19 protein-coding genes are annotated in these 20,242 nt (G+C 62.7%); 8 read left to right on the top strand and 11 right to left on the bottom strand.

The features are described from left to right. Positions 1 to 6: 6 nt before the first annotated feature. Positions 7 to 546, bottom strand: coding sequence for an inorganic diphosphatase (ppa, locus tag FEV51_RS11305; RefSeq protein WP_138618991.1), 540 nt, complete (start codon positions 544 to 546; stop codon positions 7 to 9). Between the two features lie 100 nt (positions 547 to 646). Then, a complete protein-coding gene (locus FEV51_RS11300) occupies positions 647 to 2,596 on the bottom strand; it encodes a M61 family metallopeptidase (RefSeq protein WP_138619021.1) in 1,950 nt (649 codons plus the stop codon). Positions 2,597 to 2,690: 94 nt separating this feature from the next. Here FEV51_RS11300 and hisS point away from each other — a divergent pair, with 94 nt between their 5' ends. Genes hisS through metK form a run of 6 tightly spaced genes read left to right on the top strand, consistent with a single transcriptional unit; the run spans position 2,691 to position 9,749 of the window. Then, positions 2,691 to 3,965, top strand: coding sequence for a histidine--tRNA ligase (gene hisS, locus FEV51_RS11295; protein ID WP_138618989.1), 1,275 nt, complete (start codon positions 2,691 to 2,693; stop codon positions 3,963 to 3,965). Positions 3,966 to 3,971: 6 nt separating this feature from the next. After that, positions 3,972 to 5,039, top strand: coding sequence for a peptide chain release factor 1 (gene prfA / locus FEV51_RS11290; protein ID WP_138618987.1), 1,068 nt, complete (start codon positions 3,972 to 3,974; stop codon positions 5,037 to 5,039). Continuing rightward, positions 5,036 to 5,875, top strand: coding sequence for a peptide chain release factor N(5)-glutamine methyltransferase (gene prmC, locus FEV51_RS11285; RefSeq protein ID WP_246034542.1), 840 nt, complete (start codon positions 5,036 to 5,038; stop codon positions 5,873 to 5,875). The genes prfA and prmC overlap by 4 nt, the downstream gene beginning before the upstream one ends. A 60-nt stretch (positions 5,876 to 5,935) precedes the next feature. Further along, on the top strand, positions 5,936 to 6,856 hold the full coding sequence (locus tag FEV51_RS11280; RefSeq protein WP_342773753.1) for a DUF4167 domain-containing protein: 921 nt from the start codon (positions 5,936 to 5,938) through the stop codon (positions 6,854 to 6,856). A 26-nt stretch (positions 6,857 to 6,882) separates the two neighbouring features. Next, positions 6,883 to 8,490 (top strand): apolipoprotein N-acyltransferase, encoded by a 1,608-nt coding sequence (gene lnt / locus FEV51_RS11275; RefSeq protein ID WP_246034545.1) that lies wholly within the window; start codon positions 6,883 to 6,885, stop codon positions 8,488 to 8,490. 41 nt (positions 8,491 to 8,531) lie between these two features. Next, positions 8,532 to 9,749, top strand: a complete 1,218-nt coding sequence (metK, locus tag FEV51_RS11270) for a methionine adenosyltransferase (protein WP_138618981.1) — start codon at positions 8,532 to 8,534, stop codon at positions 9,747 to 9,749. Positions 9,750 to 9,813: 64 nt separating this feature from the next. Here metK and FEV51_RS11265 read toward each other — a convergent pair whose 3' ends face one another. The 8 genes from FEV51_RS11265 to FEV51_RS11230 form a co-directional block, all read right to left on the bottom strand. Then, positions 9,814 to 10,227, bottom strand: coding sequence for a hypothetical protein (locus FEV51_RS11265; protein WP_138618979.1), 414 nt, complete (start codon positions 10,225 to 10,227; stop codon positions 9,814 to 9,816). 72 nt (positions 10,228 to 10,299) lie between these two features. Beyond that, positions 10,300 to 10,839, bottom strand: coding sequence for a GbsR/MarR family transcriptional regulator (locus FEV51_RS11260; protein WP_138619017.1), 540 nt, complete (start codon positions 10,837 to 10,839; stop codon positions 10,300 to 10,302). 143 nt (positions 10,840 to 10,982) lie between these two features. Then, positions 10,983 to 12,149, bottom strand: coding sequence for a CaiB/BaiF CoA transferase family protein (locus tag FEV51_RS11255; protein ID WP_138618977.1), 1,167 nt, complete (start codon positions 12,147 to 12,149; stop codon positions 10,983 to 10,985). A 40-nt stretch (positions 12,150 to 12,189) separates the two neighbouring features. Next, complete coding sequence (locus FEV51_RS11250; RefSeq protein WP_138618975.1) at positions 12,190 to 12,858, bottom strand: ferritin-like domain-containing protein; 669 nt, start codon at positions 12,856 to 12,858, stop codon at positions 12,190 to 12,192. A 66-nt stretch (positions 12,859 to 12,924) separates the two neighbouring features. Next, on the bottom strand, positions 12,925 to 13,611 hold the full coding sequence (locus FEV51_RS11245; RefSeq protein WP_246034540.1) for a glutathione S-transferase family protein: 687 nt from the start codon (positions 13,609 to 13,611) through the stop codon (positions 12,925 to 12,927). Between the two features lie 11 nt (positions 13,612 to 13,622). After that, on the bottom strand, positions 13,623 to 14,279 hold the full coding sequence (locus FEV51_RS11240; RefSeq protein WP_138618973.1) for a CoA transferase subunit B: 657 nt from the start codon (positions 14,277 to 14,279) through the stop codon (positions 13,623 to 13,625). Between the two features lies 1 nt (position 14,280). Continuing rightward, positions 14,281 to 15,237 carry an HAD family acid phosphatase gene (locus FEV51_RS11235; protein ID WP_138618971.1) on the bottom strand — a complete coding sequence of 319 codons (957 nt, stop codon included), beginning with the start codon at positions 15,235 to 15,237 and terminating at the stop codon, positions 14,281 to 14,283. Further along, a complete protein-coding gene (locus FEV51_RS11230; protein ID WP_138618969.1) occupies positions 15,234 to 15,956 on the bottom strand; it encodes a CoA transferase subunit A in 723 nt (240 codons plus the stop codon). The genes FEV51_RS11235 and FEV51_RS11230 overlap by 4 nt, the downstream gene beginning before the upstream one ends. A gap of 53 nt (positions 15,957 to 16,009) precedes the next feature. Here FEV51_RS11230 and FEV51_RS11225 point away from each other — a divergent pair, with 53 nt between their 5' ends. Together FEV51_RS11225 and FEV51_RS11220 are read left to right on the top strand one after the other, a co-directional pair. Continuing rightward, complete coding sequence (locus FEV51_RS11225; RefSeq protein ID WP_138618967.1) at positions 16,010 to 16,564, top strand: hypothetical protein; 555 nt, start codon at positions 16,010 to 16,012, stop codon at positions 16,562 to 16,564. A gap of 269 nt (positions 16,565 to 16,833) precedes the next feature. Then, the gene (locus tag FEV51_RS11220; protein WP_138618965.1) at positions 16,834 to 19,146 is read left to right on the top strand and encodes a CDC48 family AAA ATPase; all 2,313 of its coding nucleotides are present in this window, start codon (positions 16,834 to 16,836) and stop codon (positions 19,144 to 19,146) included. 4 nt (positions 19,147 to 19,150) lie between these two features. Here FEV51_RS11220 and FEV51_RS11215 read toward each other — a convergent pair whose 3' ends face one another. Further along, complete coding sequence (locus FEV51_RS11215) at positions 19,151 to 20,233, bottom strand: mechanosensitive ion channel family protein (protein WP_138618963.1); 1,083 nt, start codon at positions 20,231 to 20,233, stop codon at positions 19,151 to 19,153. Positions 20,234 to 20,242: the final 9 nt, after the last annotated feature.

The following is a 20,242-nucleotide window of genomic DNA, read 5'->3' as shown; positions in this document are numbered from 1 at the left end:
CCCGGCTCAGGCCTGCTTGCCAGCCTCGTAGCGTTCGATCGATTCCAGCACTATCTGGCGTGCTTCGGCGGCATCGCCCCACTTGCCGACCCGGACCCATTTGTCGGGCTCCAGATCCTTGTAATGGGTGAAGAAATGCTCGATCTGCTGGAAGATGATCGAGGGCAGATCCTTGGTTTCGCCCACATCCGAATAATACGGGAAAGTGGTGTCCACGGGAACGCAGATCAGCTTTTCATCGCCGCCATGCTCGTCTTCCAGATTGAGCACGCCGATGGGGCGGGCGCGGACGACGCAGCCGGCCATGAACGGGCTGCGTGCGATCACCAGCGCATCCAGCGGATCGCCATCGGGGCTGAGCGTATGCGGCACAAAGCCATAATTCGCCGGATAGCGCATCGGCGTGTGCAGGATGCGGTCGACGAACAGCGCACCGCTGGCCTTGTCGAATTCGTACTTCACCGGCTCACCGCCAGTGGGCACTTCGATGATGACATTGAGGCTTTCGGGCGGATTGTCGCCCACGGGGATCATGTCGATACGCATGGTTTTTCAGATACTCTTTATTTGCGGACGGCCCCTCTCCCCAGAAAGACTTGCAGCGCGCCATAAAGCCCGCCCGCCTCCGCTGCAACCGGCTTGCGGCCTATTTTGTGCGCGGCTTCAGGAGGCGGTCGAGACCATGCTCGCCCTTGCCGACCGGCTCAATCCACGGATAGCGCAGCCCGCCGCGGTAATCGATGGCGATAGTATCATAGCGGTCGCCGCGCTTGACCAGCAGCTTGATCGGCTCACCGCCATCCTTGGCCGCAGTGATCGCATCCTTGATCGCGCTTTCAGAAAAAGCCTCGCCATCGACTGCGATGATTTGCGCGCCATTGACGATGCCGGCGTTAAACGCCGGGCCGTCCCACAGCGTGGAGCGGACAGTGCCGTCCTTGCCCAGAGAGACGCCAAGCGAGTAAAACAAATTCAGCGAATTGCGCGTGCGGCCCTTTTCATAGGAGTTGGGCGTGTCTTTCCACAAGAGCCGGTATCCCGCTTTCTCCAGTCCCTTCATCGGCGCGGGCTGGCCGGGCTGGCGCAGTCTTGTGTCGAGGAAGCTGGCCCAGTCATAGGGATAGACCGTGTTCAGCGTGGCGGCGACTTCGTCGAAATCATAGGTTAGCACGCCCCAGTCGCCATCGGTCTTGCCGAAGAACGCCTTGGCGAAATCGTCCAGGCCCTTTTTGCCGCCAGTGCCATCGCGGATGATCTGGTCGGCTTCGAGCCAGGTCAGCGCCCCTTCGACGTAATAATCCTCGCCGCGCGTGAGCGAGCTGAACGGGATCGGACGCCGTGCGTTGACGATCGGGCCATAGGTGGTGTCCTGAACCGTGCGCCAGGCGCGCCCCGGCACGCCTTCGGAATACATCGCGGCGGCCAGCGCAAAGGTGCCCAGGATCGTCTCCTTGGTCTGCAAACCGGACCGCGCTGCCAGCACCCAGCCCCAGAACTGCGTCTGGCCTTCATAGACCCACAGCAGATCGTCCTGCATCGGCGTGCGGTAATCAGGTGTCCACAGACCAGCCGGGCGGCGGAACTTGCCGTTCCAGCTATGGACCAGCTCATGCGCGACCACATTGCGGTCCCAGTCCATCTCGTCCCATTTGATCAGCGTTTCGGGTTCGTACTGGTTTTCGCCTGACCGATGATGCTCCAGCCCGATCCCGCCCATCCGGTCGGTCATCGCCAGCAGGATATCGTAATGATCGAAATGCCGCGCGCCGAACAACGCATCGGCTTCATCAACCATCTTGTTGAAGGTCTGGCGGTTTTCGGGCGCGAGTTCGAGATATTTGGGCGCATCGGCAATCGCGTCCAGCCGGACGTTTTCGCCCACCTCCCATTGCCGTGCATATTTGCCGGCGAAGATCGGCGAATCGACCAGCGTTTCGTAATCTACTGTGTTCCACACCAGCCGGTCACCTTCGCGCCGCTGGCCGTCCAGCGCGGTGAAGACACGCCAGCCCTGGGGCACGGTCACTGTGGGCTGCATGGCGATCCGGCGCGTGTAATGCCCGGCGGGATACAGGCTCATCGCCTCCCATTGCAGATTGAGCATTTCCTGCGTCATCGTGATCCGCCCCTCGCTGCCGGTAATCGGCGAAGTGTGGACGAAATTGGCAGTCACTTCGCGCACGCCCTGGGGCAGCACGACGTGGAATTCATACACGTCCAGCGTGTTGCGGTGCCATTCCAATGGCTGGCCATTGGCGCTGAAGCGAACATCGCTGAGCAGATTGATCGCCCCGCGCGCGGCGTGCTTGCCGGGCAGCCATTCGGGCAGCAGCAACCGCAGATCGCGGGTGCCAGCAGGCACCGGTATAGTCTGCTGCACTCGGTACACCCCGCGCCGCGTATCGGTGGCGTCGATATCCAGCTTTATCGTGCCGCCGGGCCAGGCAACATCCTGCGGCAGCGGGGTGGCATCCGACAATTGCGGAGCGACCGGGGCTGAATTGGTGTCCAGGCGCAGCGATGATTTTTGAGCCAGAGCAGGCTGGGTGAGGAGCAGGGCGGCGGCGAGCGCAAGCGGCGCGGTGCGGATAATCATCCGCCCTATGTGCTTGGAATGGCGGACAGAGGCAAGGGTGCGCGGCACGCACCGCTTTCCTACACCCCGCCAACACGCTAAGCGCCCGGCCGATATGAGCAGCAAAAAACCCAACAAGACCCCGCAGGCCATTCGCGGCACGCAGGACATCTTCGGCCCCGATGCCGAGGCCTTCGCCTTTGTGGTTGAAACCTTTGAGCGCGTGCGCAAGCTTTACCGCTTCCGCCGCGCCGAAATGCCGGTGTTCGAAAAGACCGAGGTGTTCAGCCGCGCGATTGGCGAAACCACCGATGTGGTGTCGAAAGAGATGTATTCTTTCGATGATCGCGGCGGCGAATCGCTGACCCTGCGCCCCGAATTCACCGCCGGGATCGCGCGGGCCTATCTGACCAATGGCTGGCAGCAGCACGCCCCGCTCAAGCTGGCGACGCATGGCCCGCTGTTCCGTTACGAGCGCCCACAAAAGGGCCGCTATCGCCAGTTTCACCAGCTCGACGCCGAGATTATCGGCGCGGGCGAGCCGCAGGCCGATGTCGAACTGCTGGCGATGGCTGACCAGCTGCTGAAAGAGCTGGGGATCACGGGTGTGACGCTGCACCTCAACACGCTGGGCGATGCCGACAGCCGCGACGCCTGGCGCGGCGCGCTGGTCGAGTATTTTCGCGCGGTGCAAGGCGAGCTGAGCGAGGATTCTCAGGAGCGGCTGGAGAAAAACCCGCTGCGCATCCTCGACAGCAAGGACCGCCGCGACCAGAAATTCGTGGCCGATGCGCCCAAGATCGACGCCTTCCTGAGCGATGAGGCGCTGGCGTTTTTCGAAGCGGTGACCAGCGGGCTGGATGCGGCAGGCGTACAATGGACCCGTGCCGAGAGTCTGGTGCGCGGGCTGGATTATTATCGCCACACCGCGTTCGAATTCGTGCCTGACGAGGGCAGCGAGGCAGCCGGCCTGCTCGGCAGCCAGAGCACCGTGCTGGGCGGCGGGCGTTACGACGGGCTGATGGAAAGCCTCGCCGGTCCGGCAACCCCGGCGGTCGGCTGGGCCGCGGGGATCGAGCGGCTGGCGATGCTTTGCAATGGAACCGGGTGTGAGCAACTCGAAGTCGCTATCGCTGCTGAAAACTCCGACCGGGAAGGGGAGGCCGCTGAAATGGCAGCTGCGTTCCGATACGCAGGCTTCTCTACCGAAGTTTTTGCGAGCGGAAGCCCGAAGAAAAGATATGACAAAGCGCGGAAAGCCGAGCCAGCCATTTTGATCTCGCTTGATGTGCGCGATGGTGCATCGGCAAATAATCTTAGTGCCTTGGACCAGGATTATCAGCGTGAGGCCGACGCCGCCGAAATATTTGCCGCTCGGACAGGCGGCTAAATATCCATGCAAGTTCCTGCCGACCGTCTTGACCAGATCACGCATCGCTTTGCCGAGATCGAGGCGCGGCTGGCTTCGGGTACGTTGGAGGGCGAGGAGTTTGTGCAGGCCAGCCGCGATTACGCCGAGCTGGAGCCGATTGCTGCCGCCGCCCGCGACATCAAGGCCATGCGCGCCGAGATTGCCGAGCTGTCCGCGCTGACCGCCGATCCCGAAATGAAGGCGCTGGCCGATGAGGAACTGGCGCAGCTGCGCGAGAAATTGCCGGTGGCCGAGCGCCAGCTGGCAATCGCCATGCTGCCGCGCGATTCGGCGGACAGCAAACCTGCCATGCTCGAAATCCGCGCTGGCACTGGCGGCGATGAAGCGGCGCTGTTCGCGGGCGATCTGTACCGGATGTACGAACGCTATGCCGCCGAGCGCGGCTGGCGCATCGAACCGGTCAGCATGAGTGCCGCCGAGGTGGGCGGGTTCAAGGAAATCGTCGCCAATATTGCGGGCACCGGTGTGTTCGCCAAGCTCAAGTTCGAAAGCGGCGTCCACCGCGTCCAGCGGGTGCCGGTGACCGAAAGCGGCGGGCGTATCCACACCAGCGCGGCAACCGTCGCGGTGCTGCCCGAACCGGACGAGGTCGATGTCCAGATCGACCCCGGCGACCTGAAAATCGATATCTACCGGGCGAGCGGCGCGGGCGGGCAGCACGTCAACACCACCGATTCGGCAGTCCGGCTGACCCATCTGCCCAGCGGGCTGGTGGTGATCCAGCAGGACCAGCGCAGCCAGCACAAGAACAAGGACAAGGCGATGCAGGTGCTGCGCACGCGCCTGTACGAAAAAATGCGCGGCGAGGCGCAGGGCGAGGAAGCCGCTGCGCGCAAGGCGATGGTGGGATCGGGTGACCGTTCCGAACGCATCCGGACCTATAATTTCCCGCAAGGCCGTGTGACCGATCACCGGATCGGGCTGACCCTGCACAAATTGCCCGAAATCCTCGCCGGACCGGGGCTGGCCGAATTGATCGACGCGCTGATTGCCGAGGATGAGGCCAAGCGTCTGGCGGCCCTGAACGGGTGACCCTTCGCGTGACCATCGGTGAGGAGATCCGCGCGGCGGCGGGGCGTTTGGCCGCCACCAGTGATACTGCGCGGCTCGATGCTGAACTGCTGATGGCACACACGCTGGGGGCCAGCCGGTCGGAATTGCTGCTCCGTCATATGCGCGGCGATCCGCCAGCAGGCTTTGCGGCATTGGTGGAACGGCGCGCGGGTCACGAACCGATTGCGCATATCACCGGGCATCAGGAGTTTTACGGCCTCGATCTGGAAGTCACGCCCGATACCCTGATCCCGCGTGGTGACAGCGAGACTCTGGTGGAGGCAGCACGCGAATATTTCGCGGATCGCACGCCTGCTCGGGTGCTGGATATGGGCACCGGGACCGGGGCGCTGCTGCTCGCCGCATTGTCGCTGTTCGAAACTGCACAGGGTGTCGGCACCGATGCGAGCGCAGCGGCGCTGGAGGTGGCCGGGCGCAATGCGGCGCGGCTGGGCTTTGCGGCGCGGGCAGACTTGCTGCTGCGTGACTGGAGCATGGCGGGCTGGGCGGCGGATCTGGGGCAGTTCGATCTGGTGCTGTGCAATCCGCCTTATGTCGAGGACGCTGCGACACTGGACCCTTCAGTACGCGCCCATGAACCGGCCAGCGCGTTGTTTTCGGGGCCGGAAGGTCTGGACGATTACCGTATCCTGCTGCCGCAACTGCGCGCGCTGATGACCCGGGGCGGGGCGGCGATCCTTGAAATTGGCCATGAACAAGCCGATCCGGTGGGTGCTCTGGCGCGCCAGTCAGGCTTTGCCGCGCAGCTGCGCCGCGACCTTGCCGGGCGGCCCCGCGCACTGCTTCTCACATAAAGGCTTGGCAAAGGCGGCGAGAGGCTTTACTCCAGCACCAGACCTTCGGTGCGCGACACAATGCCACCGCCGGTTCCAGCTCCGACATATGCAGATACGGTGCGAGGCATTAGGCCCCGCATACCATGCACGGGATCAGGGTACGGAATCGGAGCACACGGGATGCGCCACTGGCGATCGCGCAAGGGGTTACGCGGCCACAGGCGAACCGGGGGTTCGCGCCGCGCCATGAATGAGGAAATTTTTCCCTTGAACAACAATCGCAATAACAACAACAATCGCCGCCGGGGCCGCAATAATAACAACAGCAACCGCAATCAGAGCGGTGGCGGCAATCAGGCGAACCGGATCGACAATCGCGCACGCGGCAACGCGCTGCAGATGCTCGACAAATACAAAAAGCTTGCGCAGGATGCGCAGCACAATGGCGACCGTGTGCAGGCCGAATATTACCTGCAATTCGCCGACCATTATTTCCGTGTTATCGCCGATAACAAGGCCCGTCAGGATGAGCAGCAGCAACAGCAGCGCGGCCACCGTGACGACCGCGATGATCGCGATCAGGAGCAGGGCCCGGATCAACGCGGCGACCAGCGCAATGATCAACGTTCCGACGAGGGCGACAACCGCCAGCGCCCGCAGCGCGAGCGTCCCGCAGCCAAGCGTGATGACCGCAGCGACAACCGTGCTGACAGCCGTAGCAACCGCAGCAATGGTTCGGACAATCAGGGCGATGATGTTTTCGAACCCGCCGAAAACCCCTTTGTCGCCAAATCCGAAGAAGCACCGCGCAAACGCCGCGCCCCGCGCAAGCCGCCGCGTGCCGCTGCAACTGCAGACGGGTCGGGTGAAATCGACGCAGCTGTGCTCCCGCCCGCAATCGGCGGGGATGATTCTGAAGCGCCCAAGCCTGCGCCGCGTCGCCGCCGCAAGGCTGCGCCCGATGCCGACAAAGACGATAGCGTCAGCGCGGTAGGCTGAATTCCGATAACCGCGGAGGCCGCGTGATCGCAAGCAAGGATCAATCGGCAATTGGCGTGTTTCAGCGCGCCGGCGGGCTTGCGTTGCGCCATCCCAACTGGTCGGTGCTGGCTTGCGGGCTGGGTGCCGCCTGCGGCTTTCCCCCACTGCATTTGTGGCCGCTGGCCTTGCTGGCGATGGGCGGCTTCGTGGCACTGGTCTGGCGCAGTGACACCTGGCGCAGCGCGTTCCTGCGCGGCTGGCTGTTCGGGCTGGCGCATTTCACCCTGACCGACAACTGGATCGCGACGGCCTTTACCTATCAGGCAGAAATGCCCGCCATATTGGGCTGGGCAGCGGTGCCGCTGTTGTCGCTCTATCTGGCAATATTCCCCGCCATCGCGGCGCTGGTGGCATGGCTTGCAGCGCGCAAGGGCACTTTACCGGGCTTTGCGCTGGCGTTGGGGGCGGGCTGGGTGCTCGCCGAATGGCTGCGCAGCTGGGTCTTCAGCGGCTATAGCTGGGGGCCATTCTCGCTGGCCTTGGTCGGGCCGTGGGACCGCGCGGGGCTGGCGGCGGTACTGCCGTGGTTCGGAACCTATGCGCTGTCTGGTGTCGCGGTAACGGCTGCGGGACTGGTGATCTGGCTGCTCCGCGAACGCCGCTGGATTGCTCTGGGTGCCAGCGTGCTGGCCCTGACCGCCGGGATGCTCTGGCCTGCGGGCAATGGCGCACAAGGCACCGTCAACCTCACGCTGGTGCAGCCCAATCTGCGGCAGGACGAAATCGACGATCCTTCCAGGTTCGAAAGCCAGTTCGCGACCATTGCAAGCCTCAGCCTGCCGCGCGAGCCGGGGCCGCGGCTGGTGCTGTGGCCCGAAAGCGGCGTCCCTGATTATCTGCGCGAGGGCTATCCGCAGCGCTATTACACGCAGATGACGGCGGGCGCTGATCCCGCTTTTGCCCGCAGGCAGATCGCTCAGGTGATCGGCGCTGACAGCCTGCTGCTCACCGGGGCAGTGGATCTGGAAATCGGCACGGAAGATGGCCGTGAGCAGGCTGTGGGCGCCTATAATTCGGTGACTGCGCTGGATGGCAGAGGCGCTCTGGTCGGCCATTATGCCAAGTCGCATCTGGTGCCCTATGGCGAATATCTGCCGCTGCGCGGATTGCTGGAGCCGCTGGGCGCATCGCGGTTGGTGGCGGGCAGCATCGACTTCATTGCCGGCCCCGGTCCGCGCACGCTGGATTTCGGCATGCATGGCAAGGCCGGAATGCAGATCTGTTACGAGATCGTGTTCTCCGGCGAAGTGGCCGACCGGGCAAACCGGCCGGATTACATTTTCAACCCGTCGAATGACGGCTGGTTCGGCAGCTGGGGTCCGCCGCAGCATCTGGGCCAGGCGCGGATGCGTGCGATCGAGGAGGGGCTGCCCGTGCTGCGCTCCACCACCACCGGCATCAGTGCGATCATCGATGCGCGCGGCGTGGTGCGGGACCATATCGGTATGAACACAGCCGACCGTATGGACACTGTGATCCCGCCGCCCTTGCCGCCGACGCTGTTTGCGCGGCTGGGACATTGGCTCACGCTGGCATGGGCGCTGGTACTGTTTGGCGCATCGCTTGTTGTCATGCGCAGGACTCCCCGCTAGGGGCACTTAAACACATAAAGCTATCTTTATATCGAGGTATCATGCGCGACAATTATCTGTTCACGTCGGAAAGCGTTTCCGAAGGTCATCCGGACAAGGTTTCGGACCAGATCTCCGATGCTATCGTCGATCTGTTCCTTGCCAAGGACCCCGAAGCGCGGGTGGCGTGCGAAACCATGACCACCACCCAGCGCGTGGTGCTGGCCGGTGAGATTCGCGGTCAGGGCATCATGGATACCGACGGCAAATGGGCACCCGGCCTCGAGCAGGAAATCGAGGACACGGTCCGCGCTGTGGTCCGCGATATCGGTTACGAGCAGGACGGTTTTCACTGGCAGTCGCTGGACTTCGAAAACCATCTCCACGGCCAGAGCGCGCATATCGCGCAAGGCGTCGACGCCAGCGGCAATAAGGACGAAGGCGCAGGCGATCAGGGCATCATGTTCGGCTTCGCCTGTGACGAAACGCCCGATTTGATGCCGGCACCCATCGATTACAGCCACAAGATCCTCGCCCAGCTGGCCGAAGACCGCAAGAACGGCACCGCGCCTTTCCTCGAGCCCGACAGCAAGAGCCAGGTCTCGCTGCGCTACGAGCATGGCAAGCCCGTTGCCTGCACCGCAGTCGTGGTTAGCACGCAGCATGGCGAAGGTTATGACGAAGGCGAAAAGGAAGCCGAACTGCACGCTTATGTGAAGCGCGTGGTGGGCGAAATCCTGCCCGCTGGTTTCGTGTCCGATGACACCGCCTGGCACATCAATCCCACCGGCAGTTTTGTAATCGGCGGCCCTGACGGCGACGCCGGCCTGACCGGCCGCAAGATCATCGTCGACACCTATGGCGGCGCAGCGCCGCATGGCGGCGGCGCGTTCAGCGGCAAGGACCCGACCAAGGTCGACCGCTCGGCTGCGTATATCACCCGCTATCTGGCGAAGAATATCGTCGCTGCCGGACTGGCTACGCGCTGCACGATCCAGCTGTCCTATGCCATTGGCGTTTCCAAGCCGTTGTCGCTTTATGTCGACACGCACGGCACCGCAGCGGATGGCGTCAGCGATGCACAGCTTGAGCAGGCGATTGGCCGGATTGACGAGCTGGGCGGATTGACCCCGCGCGGTATCCGCACCCATCTGGGGCTGAACAAGCCGATCTATCGCAAGACGGCAGCTTACGGCCATTTCGGGCGCACGGTCGACGGGGATCACTTCCCGTGGGAGCGGACCGATCTGGTGGATGCGCTGAAATCGGCGCTGGCCTGACACGCATCTGAAACATCAAAAGGGCGGCTCTGACGAGCCGCCCATTTTCGTTAGGTCAGAGTGATCAGCGCACAGTGACACCCTGCGGCGCGGCGGCTTGCACATCAGCCTGCACCAGCGGCCGTTCGTCACGCAGCCAGTCGGCCAGTTTGCGCCCGAATTTGGCAATGGCGTTCATGTTGAAGAAGTGCATGAAGCCCAGCGCCACCACGACCAGTCCGACCTTGCTCGACAGGAAGCGGATGGCATCAGCCCAGGTTTCGGGTGCTGCCCCGAACCGCAGCGTCAGCAGGATCCAGCCAAGATTGACAAGGTAAAACCCGACCACCAGCAGATGGTTGGTGGAGCGTGCCAGCACCTCGTCATGGCCGAAGCATTCGATCAGAAAGACGATACCGTTGCGCGACAGCGTGTGCGCCACCCATGCGGTGAGGCCGAGGCTGATAGCGAGGTAGATCAAGAGGGCGAGGACTTCCATGAGTGTTCTCCTGTGATTTCTGTAATTAGAGAAATAGGCAGTCGTGACTTGGTTGGGGTCTCCTTCGTGGTGCTAGTTTTTGGGTTTGGGGACGCCGGGCAGCAGCCGTGCGACGCGGCCACCAAGCTTCATCAGCGTGACCAGCGTCGATTTTGGCAGGCGCCGGACATCGTCGTACCAGCTTGCCAGAGTGCCGAGGAATTCATGCATCCGGCCAATCCGCTGGCGCACATGGGCGGGTACGTCACTGCGCCCCGCCAGGCTCTCGGCCAGTTCGCCCATTAGCTGGATCGTCGGATCGATCTCGCGCCGTTTACGCTCGGCGCTGATCTTCAGCAGCATTTCCCACAGATCGGTTTCGGCAGTGAAATGGTCGCGCCGGTCGGCCTCGACATGGACGCGGCGGACAATTTGATAGGATTGCAGTTCCTTCAGCCCGTTCGACACATTTGACCGTGCCAGCCCCAATTTGTCGCAGATATCCTCGGCGTGCAGCGGGCGGTCGATCAGGTAGAGCAATGCATGGATCTGCGCGACCGAGCGGTTGACGCCCCAATGCGTGCCCATCTCCCCCCAATGGAGTATGAAAGACCGGACTTCGGGTATGTCCATGATTGATGCCACCAGCGGCTCCTTTTCTCATTTCTGTTATTACAGAAATTACTGGAGCGTGCAAGCAAGTGGCTAATGCAATTAACGGAACTGATCTTGCATCTCACGCACACTGATAAACTCTGGCACACAGTTCGCCGGTATCAGCTCTCGAACGCGGCCTGATCCTCACCCAAAGTCGGCGATGCCCGGTCGAGCGCGAGTTCGGCATCGGAAAATACAATCGGGCTGCGCACTGTTGGAATGCCGCCAAGATTGACCTGCATTCCGCGCGCCGTGACTTGCGGATCGGCAAAGGTCTGCTCCAGCAGATTGATCGGCCCCGCCGGAATACCTGCTTCGGCGCAGCGGGCCAGCAGCGCCGCCATGTCCCATTTGCCGGTCTCCCCGGCAATGATCCCGTCGAGTTCGCCGCGATTAGCGAGGCGGCCTTCATTGGTCGCGAAACGTTCCTCGGCCAACAGATCCTCGCGGTCCAGCAGCGTCAGCAGCTTGCGAAACAGCCCGTCATTGGCGGGGGCCAGGATGACCTTGCCATCCTGTACCGGAAACACGCCATAGGCGCTGACCTGCGCATGGGCATTGCCCATCCGCGGCGGGTTTTCGCCTGTGGTCAGATAGCTCAGCGCCTGGTTGGCCAGCAGCGCCACTGAACAATCGAGCAGCGCCATGTCGATATGCTGCCCCATGCCCTGATTTGGCCCGGTCCGCGCCCGCATCAGCAGCGCCGCCTGCACGGCATTTGCGGCATAGAGCCCGCAGGCCAGATCGCTGATCGACACGCCCGCCTTCATCGGCGCACCCTCTGGCTCGCCGGTCAGCGCCATCAGCCCGCTCATCCCTTGGATCACAAAGTCATACCCCGGCTCCGCCGCACGCGGTCCATCCTGACCGAAGCCGGTGATTGAGCAATAGACGAGGCCGGGATTGTCCGCACGCAAGCTGGCATAATCGAGCCCGAATCTGGCGAGCGTGCCCAGTTTGAAATTCTCGATCACCACATCAGCATTTGCGGCCAGCGCCTTGACCCGTGCCAGCTGTCCGGCATCGCCGAAATCCGCCACAACGCCGCGTTTGCCGCGATTACAGGCGTGGTAATAGGCCGCCTCCCGGTCGCCATTCGCGCGCTCCACCCACGGCGGCCCCCAGCGCCGCGTGCCATCGCCATCGGGGCTTTCTACCTTGATGACATCGGCACCCAGATCAGCGAGAATTTGCCCGGTCCACGGGCCGGCGAGTACGCGGGCAAGTTCAAGGACCTTGAGCCCGGCAAGCGGGGCATCGGGATTGCGCGGTTGGTTCAGCCACATGCCAGCGCTGCTGCGCGCGGCAGGCGGACGCGTCAAGCTCTCAGGCGGTGTAGGCCGCAGGATCCTCGTCGGGCCAGGTGGTCAGGCGCGGATTGTTGCGGTTGAGAAACACCGCAGGCAGCTTGGCCAGCATCAGCGATTTGTGGATCCAGTAATCGGTCCACTTTTCACGCAGCCGCGGCTTTGGGCGGCGACCATGCGCGCGCAGCCATGCGGCATAGGGCTGCCAATGGCTCGGCTCGTCCTTTTCGACCACTTCGAAGATTTTCTTCAGCGCCTTGTCGGACCGAATATGGCTGTTCTTCAACAGCACATCTACCTGATCCATCCCGCGCTGTTCGGTGATCATGATCACCCGACACAGCTTCTCGAACGCGTCAGGGTCGGTAACGATAGCCTCGGTGTCGAGATCCTCGATCGTGCAGCCGAACACGCTTTCGATGAAATGGTCGATATGTCCGCAGGCGCGATCGACCTTCAACGGCATCACCCCGCGCAATTCGAACCAGCGGCGGAACATCCGGTAATGCTTGTGCTCGTCTGCGCGGTGTTTTTCGACGGCGGTAATAAACTCGTGATCATCGGGACACCGCGCACGCACAGCTTCCAGCACCCGGTCGAGCGAGGTGTAACCGCGATGCTCGTTATAGATATAGATCGAGCCGAGGACATCGAGGAAGCGTTGGCGGAAGGCGGTTTGCAGACCCATGTGCGCCTTATCCCACGCTTTTCGCCGCCCGCCTACAACAAATGTCTGTCGCGAATTGGGTCGGCCTCAGACCTTCCGGTAGTCGGCGGTAATGCGGCCCTTGGCGGCAAGCTCGGCCTCATGGCTCGCCTCGCGCCAGTGTTCGGACAGCGCCTCGGCCTCCCATTGCTGCATGGCCGGGTGGGCAAGGACACTGTCCGCCCATGCCTGACCGGCCCCGACATCAAGGCCATAGGTGCGGATGCGGTAAGCAACCGGCGCAAAGAAGGCGTCGAGGGCGGTGAAATCTGGCCCCGCCAGCCACGGACCGCCAAACGCGGCCAGCCCGTGCTCGAATATCTCGCGGATCCGGTGCACATCGCGGGTCAGCGCGGCGCTGGCAGGGCGCGGCTCGGCCCGGACACCGACATTCATGGTGCAATCTGCACGCAGCGCCGCAAATCCGCCATGCATTTCGGTCACGGCGCATTGGGCAAAGGCGCGGGCGGCCTCGTCCACCGGCCACACGCCTGCGTGGCGTTCGGCCAGATAAAGGACAATGCCCAGCGAGTCCCAGACGGTGCGCGCGCCGTCCATCAGGACGGGCACCTGCCCGGTCGGTGAAAACCAGCGGAATTCGTGGTAATTTGAAGGCTTGGTGAAAGGTTCGATCCGGTCGGCGAAGGCGATGTTCAGCGCCTTCATCAGCACCCACGGGCGCAGTGACCAGCTTGAATAATTGCGGTTGGCGGTGATCAGCGTGTAATCGGTCACCGCCTGTTTCCTCAGCTGGTGTAATGCGCCGTGGTCTTGCTCGCCACTTCCTCTGCCGTCACGCCCGGGGCCAGCTCGACCAGCCGGAACGGGCTGTCATGATCGGTGCGGTGGAACACGGCCAGATTGGTCACCACCATATCGACCACATTGCGGCCTGTCAGCGGCAGCGAGCATTCGGGGATGAACTTGGGACTGCCATCTTTGGCGTTATGGTCCATCACCACGATGATTTTCTTCACACCCGCGACCAGATCCATCGCGCCGCCCATACCCTTGATCATCTTGCCGGGGATCATCCAGTTGGCGATGTCGCCGCCCTCGCTGACCTCCATCGCCCCCAGCACGGTCAGATCGATGTGGCCGCCGCGGATCATGGCAAAGCTGGCGGCGCTGTCGAAATAGGCGCTGTGCGGCAATTCGCTGATGGTCTGCTTGCCGGCATTGATCAGATCGGCATCTTCCTCGCCCGCATAGGGGAAGGGGCCAATGCCCAGCATCCCGTTTTCGCTTTGCAGCGTGACATGCATGCCATCGGGAATATGGTTGGCGACCAGTGTGGGGATGCCGATACCCAGATTGACGTAATAGCCATCCTGCAATTCGCGCGCGGCGCGGGCGGCCATCTGGTTGCGGTCCCAGCCGGTCTTGGTTGCGTTATCGCTCATCTCAATTGCCTTTATCGGTATCGGTGGGGGCCATGATGTCAGGAGCCTGCCGCACAGTGGTGCCGGGCTGCCAGCGAGCGTCGGGCGGGAAGACTTCGTCCACCGTGCCTTTCTGCCAGGCGCCGTAAACGGGATTGGGAAATGCAAACCAGCCTGCGCCCCACAGCGCTGCATATTCGCCGCGCGCGGTTATGGTGCGGCGGGCCTGTATGCCCGTTTCGGCATCGTTGAAGACATCGGCAAAATCGCCAAGATTGTCGCCCGCCAGCGCAATCACGCAATATTTGCTGGCGATCGCGGCGCGGCGGCCATCCTTGCGGCTGCCCATGGCATCGTCACCGCGCAGAAACAGCGTTTCCTTGTGCACTGCCGGCCCCAGACCGGCGGCCGCGATGGCGGCGATGGTTCCGGCGGCGTTTTCGGCATTGCGATTGGTGTTGAAGATGACTGTGATCCCGGCTTCGCGCAGGCGGCGGATGCCGGTTACTGCGCCGGGAACAGGGGCGATTTGCGCAGCGCCGCCCGCTTCCCACTGCGCCCATTCCTCGCGGTCGAAACCCTTGCCAGAATAGGCCTGCCAATATTCATAGCCGCGATTGAGCAGCACCGTCTCATCAACGTCGAACACGGCGGCAAACGGCTTGAGCGTGCCATCTGCGGCCACACAGGACGGCGTGCCGATACCGCCCGCCACATCGGGCAGGCCCATCGGCACCGATTGCGGTATCCGGCGCAGCCGCGAGGTGGTCACTGCATAATCGGCCAGCATCCGCCATGCCTGAATCGATGCCCCGGCAGCCTCGCCAGAAGCATAGAGCCAGCGCATTGTATCTGGCGCGTCAGCCGCGCCGCCGGTCGCCACAGGCACAGCGGGAGCCGCAGCCTGGGGCACAGCACCAGGGGTCGCCGCACAGCCCGCCAGCGCCAGTGCGGCCAGCGCTATCGGTGCGCGCGTCATGCGTCTTCCCGCTCACGCGTGGTGACAAATTCGATCTGCTTGTCATACGGCGCGCCCACGATCATCCGCTGGACATAGACGCCGGGCAGATGGATGCAGTCGGGATCGAGCGAGCCAACCGGCACGATTTCCTCCACCTCTACCACGCAGGCCTTGCCGCAAGTTGCTGCGGGCAGGTTGAAATTGCGTGCGGTCTTGCGGAACACCAGATTGCCGGTTTCATCCGCCTTCCACGCCTTGACGATGGCGAGGTCCGCGAAGATGCCGTGTTCGAGAATATAGTCCTCGGCTGGTCCGTCTCCTGCGGCAAAAGCTTTCACTTCCTTGCCCTCGGCCACCTGCGTGCCGACGCCGGTCTTGGTGTAGAAACCGGGAATACCCGCACCGCCCGCACGCATCCGTTCGGCCAGCGTGCCTTGCGGGCAAAACTCGACCTCCAGCTCGCCCGAAAGGAACTGGCGTTCAAATTCCTTGTTCTCGCCGACGTAGGAACTGATCATCTTTTTAACTTGCTTGGTGCGCAGCAGCATGCCGATGCCTTCGCCATCGATCCCGGCATTGTTGCTGGCAAAGGTGAGGTTTTTCACCCCGCTTTCCCGAATCGCGGTGAGCAATCGTTCAGGAATGCCGCACAGGCCAAAGCCCCCGCTGGCAATCAACATGTCATCGGTCAGCAGCCCGTCAAGGGCGGCAGCGGCATCGGGATAAAGCTTGTTCATCGAACCTCCGTTACGGCATGGCTGTTATAAGCAAAGGGGAATTGTGTCACCCCTTGGTCGGAGAACGCAGCGTGGTCATGTCGCAATGGGCAAAACTGGTGATGCCTTGCCTGGCTGCGTTCGGGCTGGTGTCCTGCGAAGCGAGCATGGAAGGTGCTGAGAGCGAGGATTTACCAAGTGATGCAGCGCCGCATGATGTGCCCGCTGTGCGCGCTATCACCTCTCCCGAAAGAGCCCTGTTCGAAATGCGCGAAGCCAGCTCGGGCGATTATATTATCAATTTCGGCGAACCGTTTGTTGGCTTCGAAAGCCGCGGCGACCTGATCCAGCTGCGGGATTTTACCAGCGGAGAGCAGGTGGTGTCATGGCACCGCGCGGATCGTACCGATCAGCCGGACCGGACCAGCTTGAAGGCATCTGCGCACAGTGCAGATGGTGATGCATGGGCTTACGAAATCGTGATTGAACGAGCGGAGTGTCTCGACGAGTTTTCGGGCGAAACAACAGACTTTGTGGCATGGCTTAACTCTGGCCAGCCAGGCAGCGTTCGCGGATGTGCGCGCCCTGCGGGGGCACCGCAGCGCTGGCCTGAAGTCCTAGACGGATAGCCCTGTGTGTTGCGCACAATGCAACAAACCTTGTTCTTTTCGCACTTGCACAAAAATTGCTGCAACCGCATATGTTGCCCTGCCTTTCAGGCATCCTCTCCCAAGACTTTTTAGCCCGGTTGGTTCTTCCAACCGGGCTTTTTTCTGTCTGGAATCCTTGTAGTCACAGCCTCAACCGGACCTCTTGCGCCGCTTGTTCATTGCATCAGGCAGGGCGCATCCCCAGCTAGGGGCGGGTCGAAACAACGGACTAAGGGAGCAGATGCCAGATGGCCGATGCGGACGCAGCGACTGCGGTTGAAGAAAAAACGGTAAGGCTGCAGGTCGCAGCGGCACGGCAGGAGGAAAGCGGTCAGGGCATCGCCCGGATGCCGCGATCAGTGTTTCAGGCGCTTGGCATTACCGAAGGCGATGTGGTCGAGATTATCGGCAAACGCTCCACCGCCGCCGTAGCGATGCCGGCCTATGACGAGGACCAGACACTCGATGTCGTGCGGCTTGACGGGTTGCAGCGCGGCAATGCCGAGGTTGGCTCTGGCGAGCATGTCAAGATCACTGTCACCGAATCGCGCCCTGCCACCCGCGTGGTGTTCGCCCCGGCGCAGCGTGAAATCCGGCTGCAGGGTCCGCCCCAGGCGCTCAAACGCAATTTCTTCCGCAAGCCGCTGGTCGCGGGTGATCTGGTTGCCACCACCGGGCAACAGCCGGTGCAGGATATGCCGCCTCAGGTGCGCCGGATGTTCAACACCCCCGCCTATGCGCTGACCCAGATCCGCCTGACGGTAGTGTCCACCAGCCCCAAGGGCATCGTCCATATCGACGAGGACACCGAGGTCGAGCTGCGCGCCGAATTCGAAGAACCCCGCGATGCCCGCGCCATCATCAATTATGACGATGTCGGCGGTATGGGCGACACCATTCAGCAATTGCGCGAGATGGTCGAACTGCCGCTGCGCTATCCCGAATTGTTCACCCGGCTGGGCGTCGATCCGCCCAAGGGCGTGCTGCTGCATGGACCGCCCGGGACCGGCAAGACGCGGCTGGCCCAGGCGGTGGCGAATGAAAGCGACGCCAGATTTTTCACCATCAACGGCCCGGAAATCATGGGTTCCGGCTATGGCGAAAGCGAGAAGCGGCTGCGTGAAGTGTTCGAGGAAGCGGCCAAATCCGCGCCTGCAATCATCTTCATCGACGAGATCGATTCCATAGCGCCCAAGCGCGACCGCGTACCGGGTGAGGCCGAGAAGCGGCTGGTCGCCCAATTGCTTACGCTGATGGACGGGCTGGAGGCGCGTTCGAACCTCGTGGTCATTGCCGCCACCAACCGACCCGATGCGATGGACGAGGCGCTGCGGCGTCCGGGCCGTTTCGACCGCGAGATAGTGATCGGCGTGCCCGATGAACGCGGACGGCGCGAGATTCTGGGCATTCACATGCGGGCGATGCCGCTGGGCGACAAGGTGGAGATGAAAGAGTTGGCGCGCACCACGCATGGCTTTGTGGGTGCCGATCTGGCGGCGCTGACGCGCGAAGCGGCGATCGAGGCGGTGCGGCGGATCATGCCGCGGCTCGACCTTGACGAGCGCACCGTGCCGCAGGAAGTGCTCGACGATCTGTATGTCAGCCGCGAGGATTTCCTCGAAGCGCTCAAGCGCGTGCAACCGTCTGCCATGCGCGAAGTGATGGTGCAGGTGCCCAATGTTGGCTGGGACGATATTGGCGGTGTCGGCGATGCTGTCGACAAGTTGAAAGAGGGGATCGAGCTACCGCTCAAGAACCCCGATGCCTTCCACCGGTTGGGCATCCGTCCGGCGAAGGGCTTCTTGCTCTATGGCCCTCCGGGCACCGGCAAGACGCTGCTTGCCAAGGCTGTGGCGAAAGAGGCGGAGGCGAACTTCATCTCGATGAAAAGCTCTGACCTGCTCTCCAAATGGTATGGCGAAAGCGAGCAGCAGATTGCGCGGATGTTCCAGCGCGCCCGCTCGGTCGCGCCCTGCGTGGTCTTCATTGACGAGATCGACAGCCTGGTCCCCGCACGCGGGTCCGGGCAGGGCGAACCGCAGGTGACAGGCCGCGTAGTCAACACCATCCTGGCCGAAATGGACGGGCTGGAGGAATTGCAGTCGGTAATCGTGATCGGCGCGACCAATCGGCCGGCGCTGGTCGATCCGGCGCTGCTGCGTCCGGGCCGTTTTGACGAGCTGGTTTACGTCGGCACGCCGGACAAGGCCGGGCGCGAACAGATCCTGCGCATCCACACTGCGGATATGCCGATGGCCAAGGATGTCGATCTGGCAGAGGTGGCGGAGAAGACCGAACGCTTCACCGGTGCCGATCTGGAAGACGTGGTGCGCCGGGCCGGACTGGGCGCATTGCGCCGGGTTGGCGGCGCGGTGAAGAAGGTCGCTGCCGAGGACTTTACCGCGGCGCTGGAGGATTCACGCGCCACGGTGACTGCGGATATGGAAAAGGAATATAAGAAGATGCGCGGCGAGCTGAAAAAGCGTGCCGCCGAAGTCCATCCGATCGGTTTCCTGTCCGAAGCGCTGTTCGAACCGACCCGCGACAAGAAGCACGGCTGAACGGTCAGACGGCGCCCATCGCCCGTGCATTGGCCGCCTCGACCTCCAGCCGGTGGCGGATCAGTGCGCCGGGCTGGTTGGTGCGCAGCCACGCCACCATATGTTCGCGCACGGCGCAGCGCAGCGCGAACAGATCGCCGATGGCTTCGGAACTCATCGACAGCCGCAGCTCGATGCTTTCGGGATAGGCTTCGGTCATCAGCAGCGCCAGATTGCGCCCGTCCCACAGGGGGTGCTGTTTGACGAAGCTTTCAAACTCTTCGCGAATCGGGGCGACCTCGGCGGCGGGGTCGAGGTGGAGCATGACCGGACCGGTCAGCTTCTCGCTGACGCGTGACCAGTTCTCGAAACTCTCGTCCAGAAAGCGGATCGTCGGCACCACCAGAACGCGTTCGTCCCAGGTACGCACAGTTACAAAGCTCATGCGGATTTCTTCCACACGGCCCGCTTGCCCGTCGACCTTGACCAGATCGCCAATCCGCACCGGCTGGGTGATGGCCATCTGCATCCCGGCGATCAGTGATTTGAGCGCCGGTTGCGCAGCTGCGCCCACTGCCAGAGCGGCGAGGCCCGCCGAAGCCAGCATGGTCACCCCGATCTCGCGGACACCGGGGATGTTGAACAGGATCAGGGCGACCGTGATGATCACCACCGCCACGCGGGCTGTGCGCGAGAGGATCGCCACCCGCGTACGCTGCGCTCGCATGGCAACTACGTCGCCTGCCAATGCGCCTTTTTGTTCGATCCCGGCGGCAAAGCCGCGCACTCCGGCATAGAGCACCCAGCCCATCAGCGCGGGCTTCATAAAGCGCGCCAGGACATCCCAGCCGTCGCCCACCAGCAAATCGTGTTCAGCGGCAATTGCAATTGCAAATCCGATGAAAGCATAGCGCAGGGGCTTATAAACCTTGGTGAAGACGATATCGTCGATCGGGGTGCTGGACAGCCGCGCAATCCGGTGGACGGTGTTGAGCACAACCCAGTGTATCAATGATGCCAGCACGACTGCGCCGCCCAGCACGATAAGGGTGTGGATCAGCGCATCGTAAGAGATCGGCCAGTTGCGGGGGTCAAAGCGTTCGAACATGCCGCGCCC

The organism is Qipengyuania marisflavi (assembly GCF_005884405.1).
Taxonomy (GTDB): Bacteria; Pseudomonadota; Alphaproteobacteria; order Sphingomonadales; family Sphingomonadaceae; genus Qipengyuania; species Qipengyuania marisflavi.
This window is presented reverse-complemented; position numbering and strand designations above follow the sequence as displayed.

What these genes read in the sequence shown, in the direction of transcription:
- ppa (WP_138618991.1), bottom strand. Translation starts at nt 546, where the DNA reads ATGCGTATCGACATGATCCCCGTGGGCGACAATCCGCCCGAAAGCCTC.
- FEV51_RS11300 (WP_138619021.1), bottom strand. Translation starts at nt 2,596, where the DNA reads ATGATTATCCGCACCGCGCCGCTTGCGCTCGCCGCCGCCCTGCTCCTC.
- hisS (WP_138618989.1), top strand. Translation starts at nt 2,691, where the DNA reads ATGAGCAGCAAAAAACCCAACAAGACCCCGCAGGCCATTCGCGGCACG.
- prfA (WP_138618987.1), top strand. Translation starts at nt 3,972, where the DNA reads ATGCAAGTTCCTGCCGACCGTCTTGACCAGATCACGCATCGCTTTGCC.
- FEV51_RS11280 (WP_342773753.1), top strand. Translation starts at nt 5,936, where the DNA reads ATGCCACCGCCGGTTCCAGCTCCGACATATGCAGATACGGTGCGAGGC.
- metK (WP_138618981.1), top strand. Translation starts at nt 8,532, where the DNA reads ATGCGCGACAATTATCTGTTCACGTCGGAAAGCGTTTCCGAAGGTCAT.
- FEV51_RS11265 (WP_138618979.1), bottom strand. Translation starts at nt 10,227, where the DNA reads ATGGAAGTCCTCGCCCTCTTGATCTACCTCGCTATCAGCCTCGGCCTC.
- FEV51_RS11260 (WP_138619017.1), bottom strand. Translation starts at nt 10,839, where the DNA reads ATGGACATACCCGAAGTCCGGTCTTTCATACTCCATTGGGGGGAGATG.
- FEV51_RS11255 (WP_138618977.1), bottom strand. Translation starts at nt 12,149, where the DNA reads ATGTGGCTGAACCAACCGCGCAATCCCGATGCCCCGCTTGCCGGGCTC.
- FEV51_RS11250 (WP_138618975.1), bottom strand. Translation starts at nt 12,858, where the DNA reads ATGGGTCTGCAAACCGCCTTCCGCCAACGCTTCCTCGATGTCCTCGGC.
- FEV51_RS11240 (WP_138618973.1), bottom strand. Translation starts at nt 14,279, where the DNA reads ATGAGCGATAACGCAACCAAGACCGGCTGGGACCGCAACCAGATGGCC.
- FEV51_RS11235 (WP_138618971.1), bottom strand. Translation starts at nt 15,237, where the DNA reads ATGACGCGCGCACCGATAGCGCTGGCCGCACTGGCGCTGGCGGGCTGT.
- FEV51_RS11230 (WP_138618969.1), bottom strand. Translation starts at nt 15,956, where the DNA reads ATGAACAAGCTTTATCCCGATGCCGCTGCCGCCCTTGACGGGCTGCTG.
- FEV51_RS11220 (WP_138618965.1), top strand. Translation starts at nt 16,834, where the DNA reads ATGGCCGATGCGGACGCAGCGACTGCGGTTGAAGAAAAAACGGTAAGG.
- FEV51_RS11215 (WP_138618963.1), bottom strand. Translation starts at nt 20,233, where the DNA reads ATGTTCGAACGCTTTGACCCCCGCAACTGGCCGATCTCTTACGATGCG.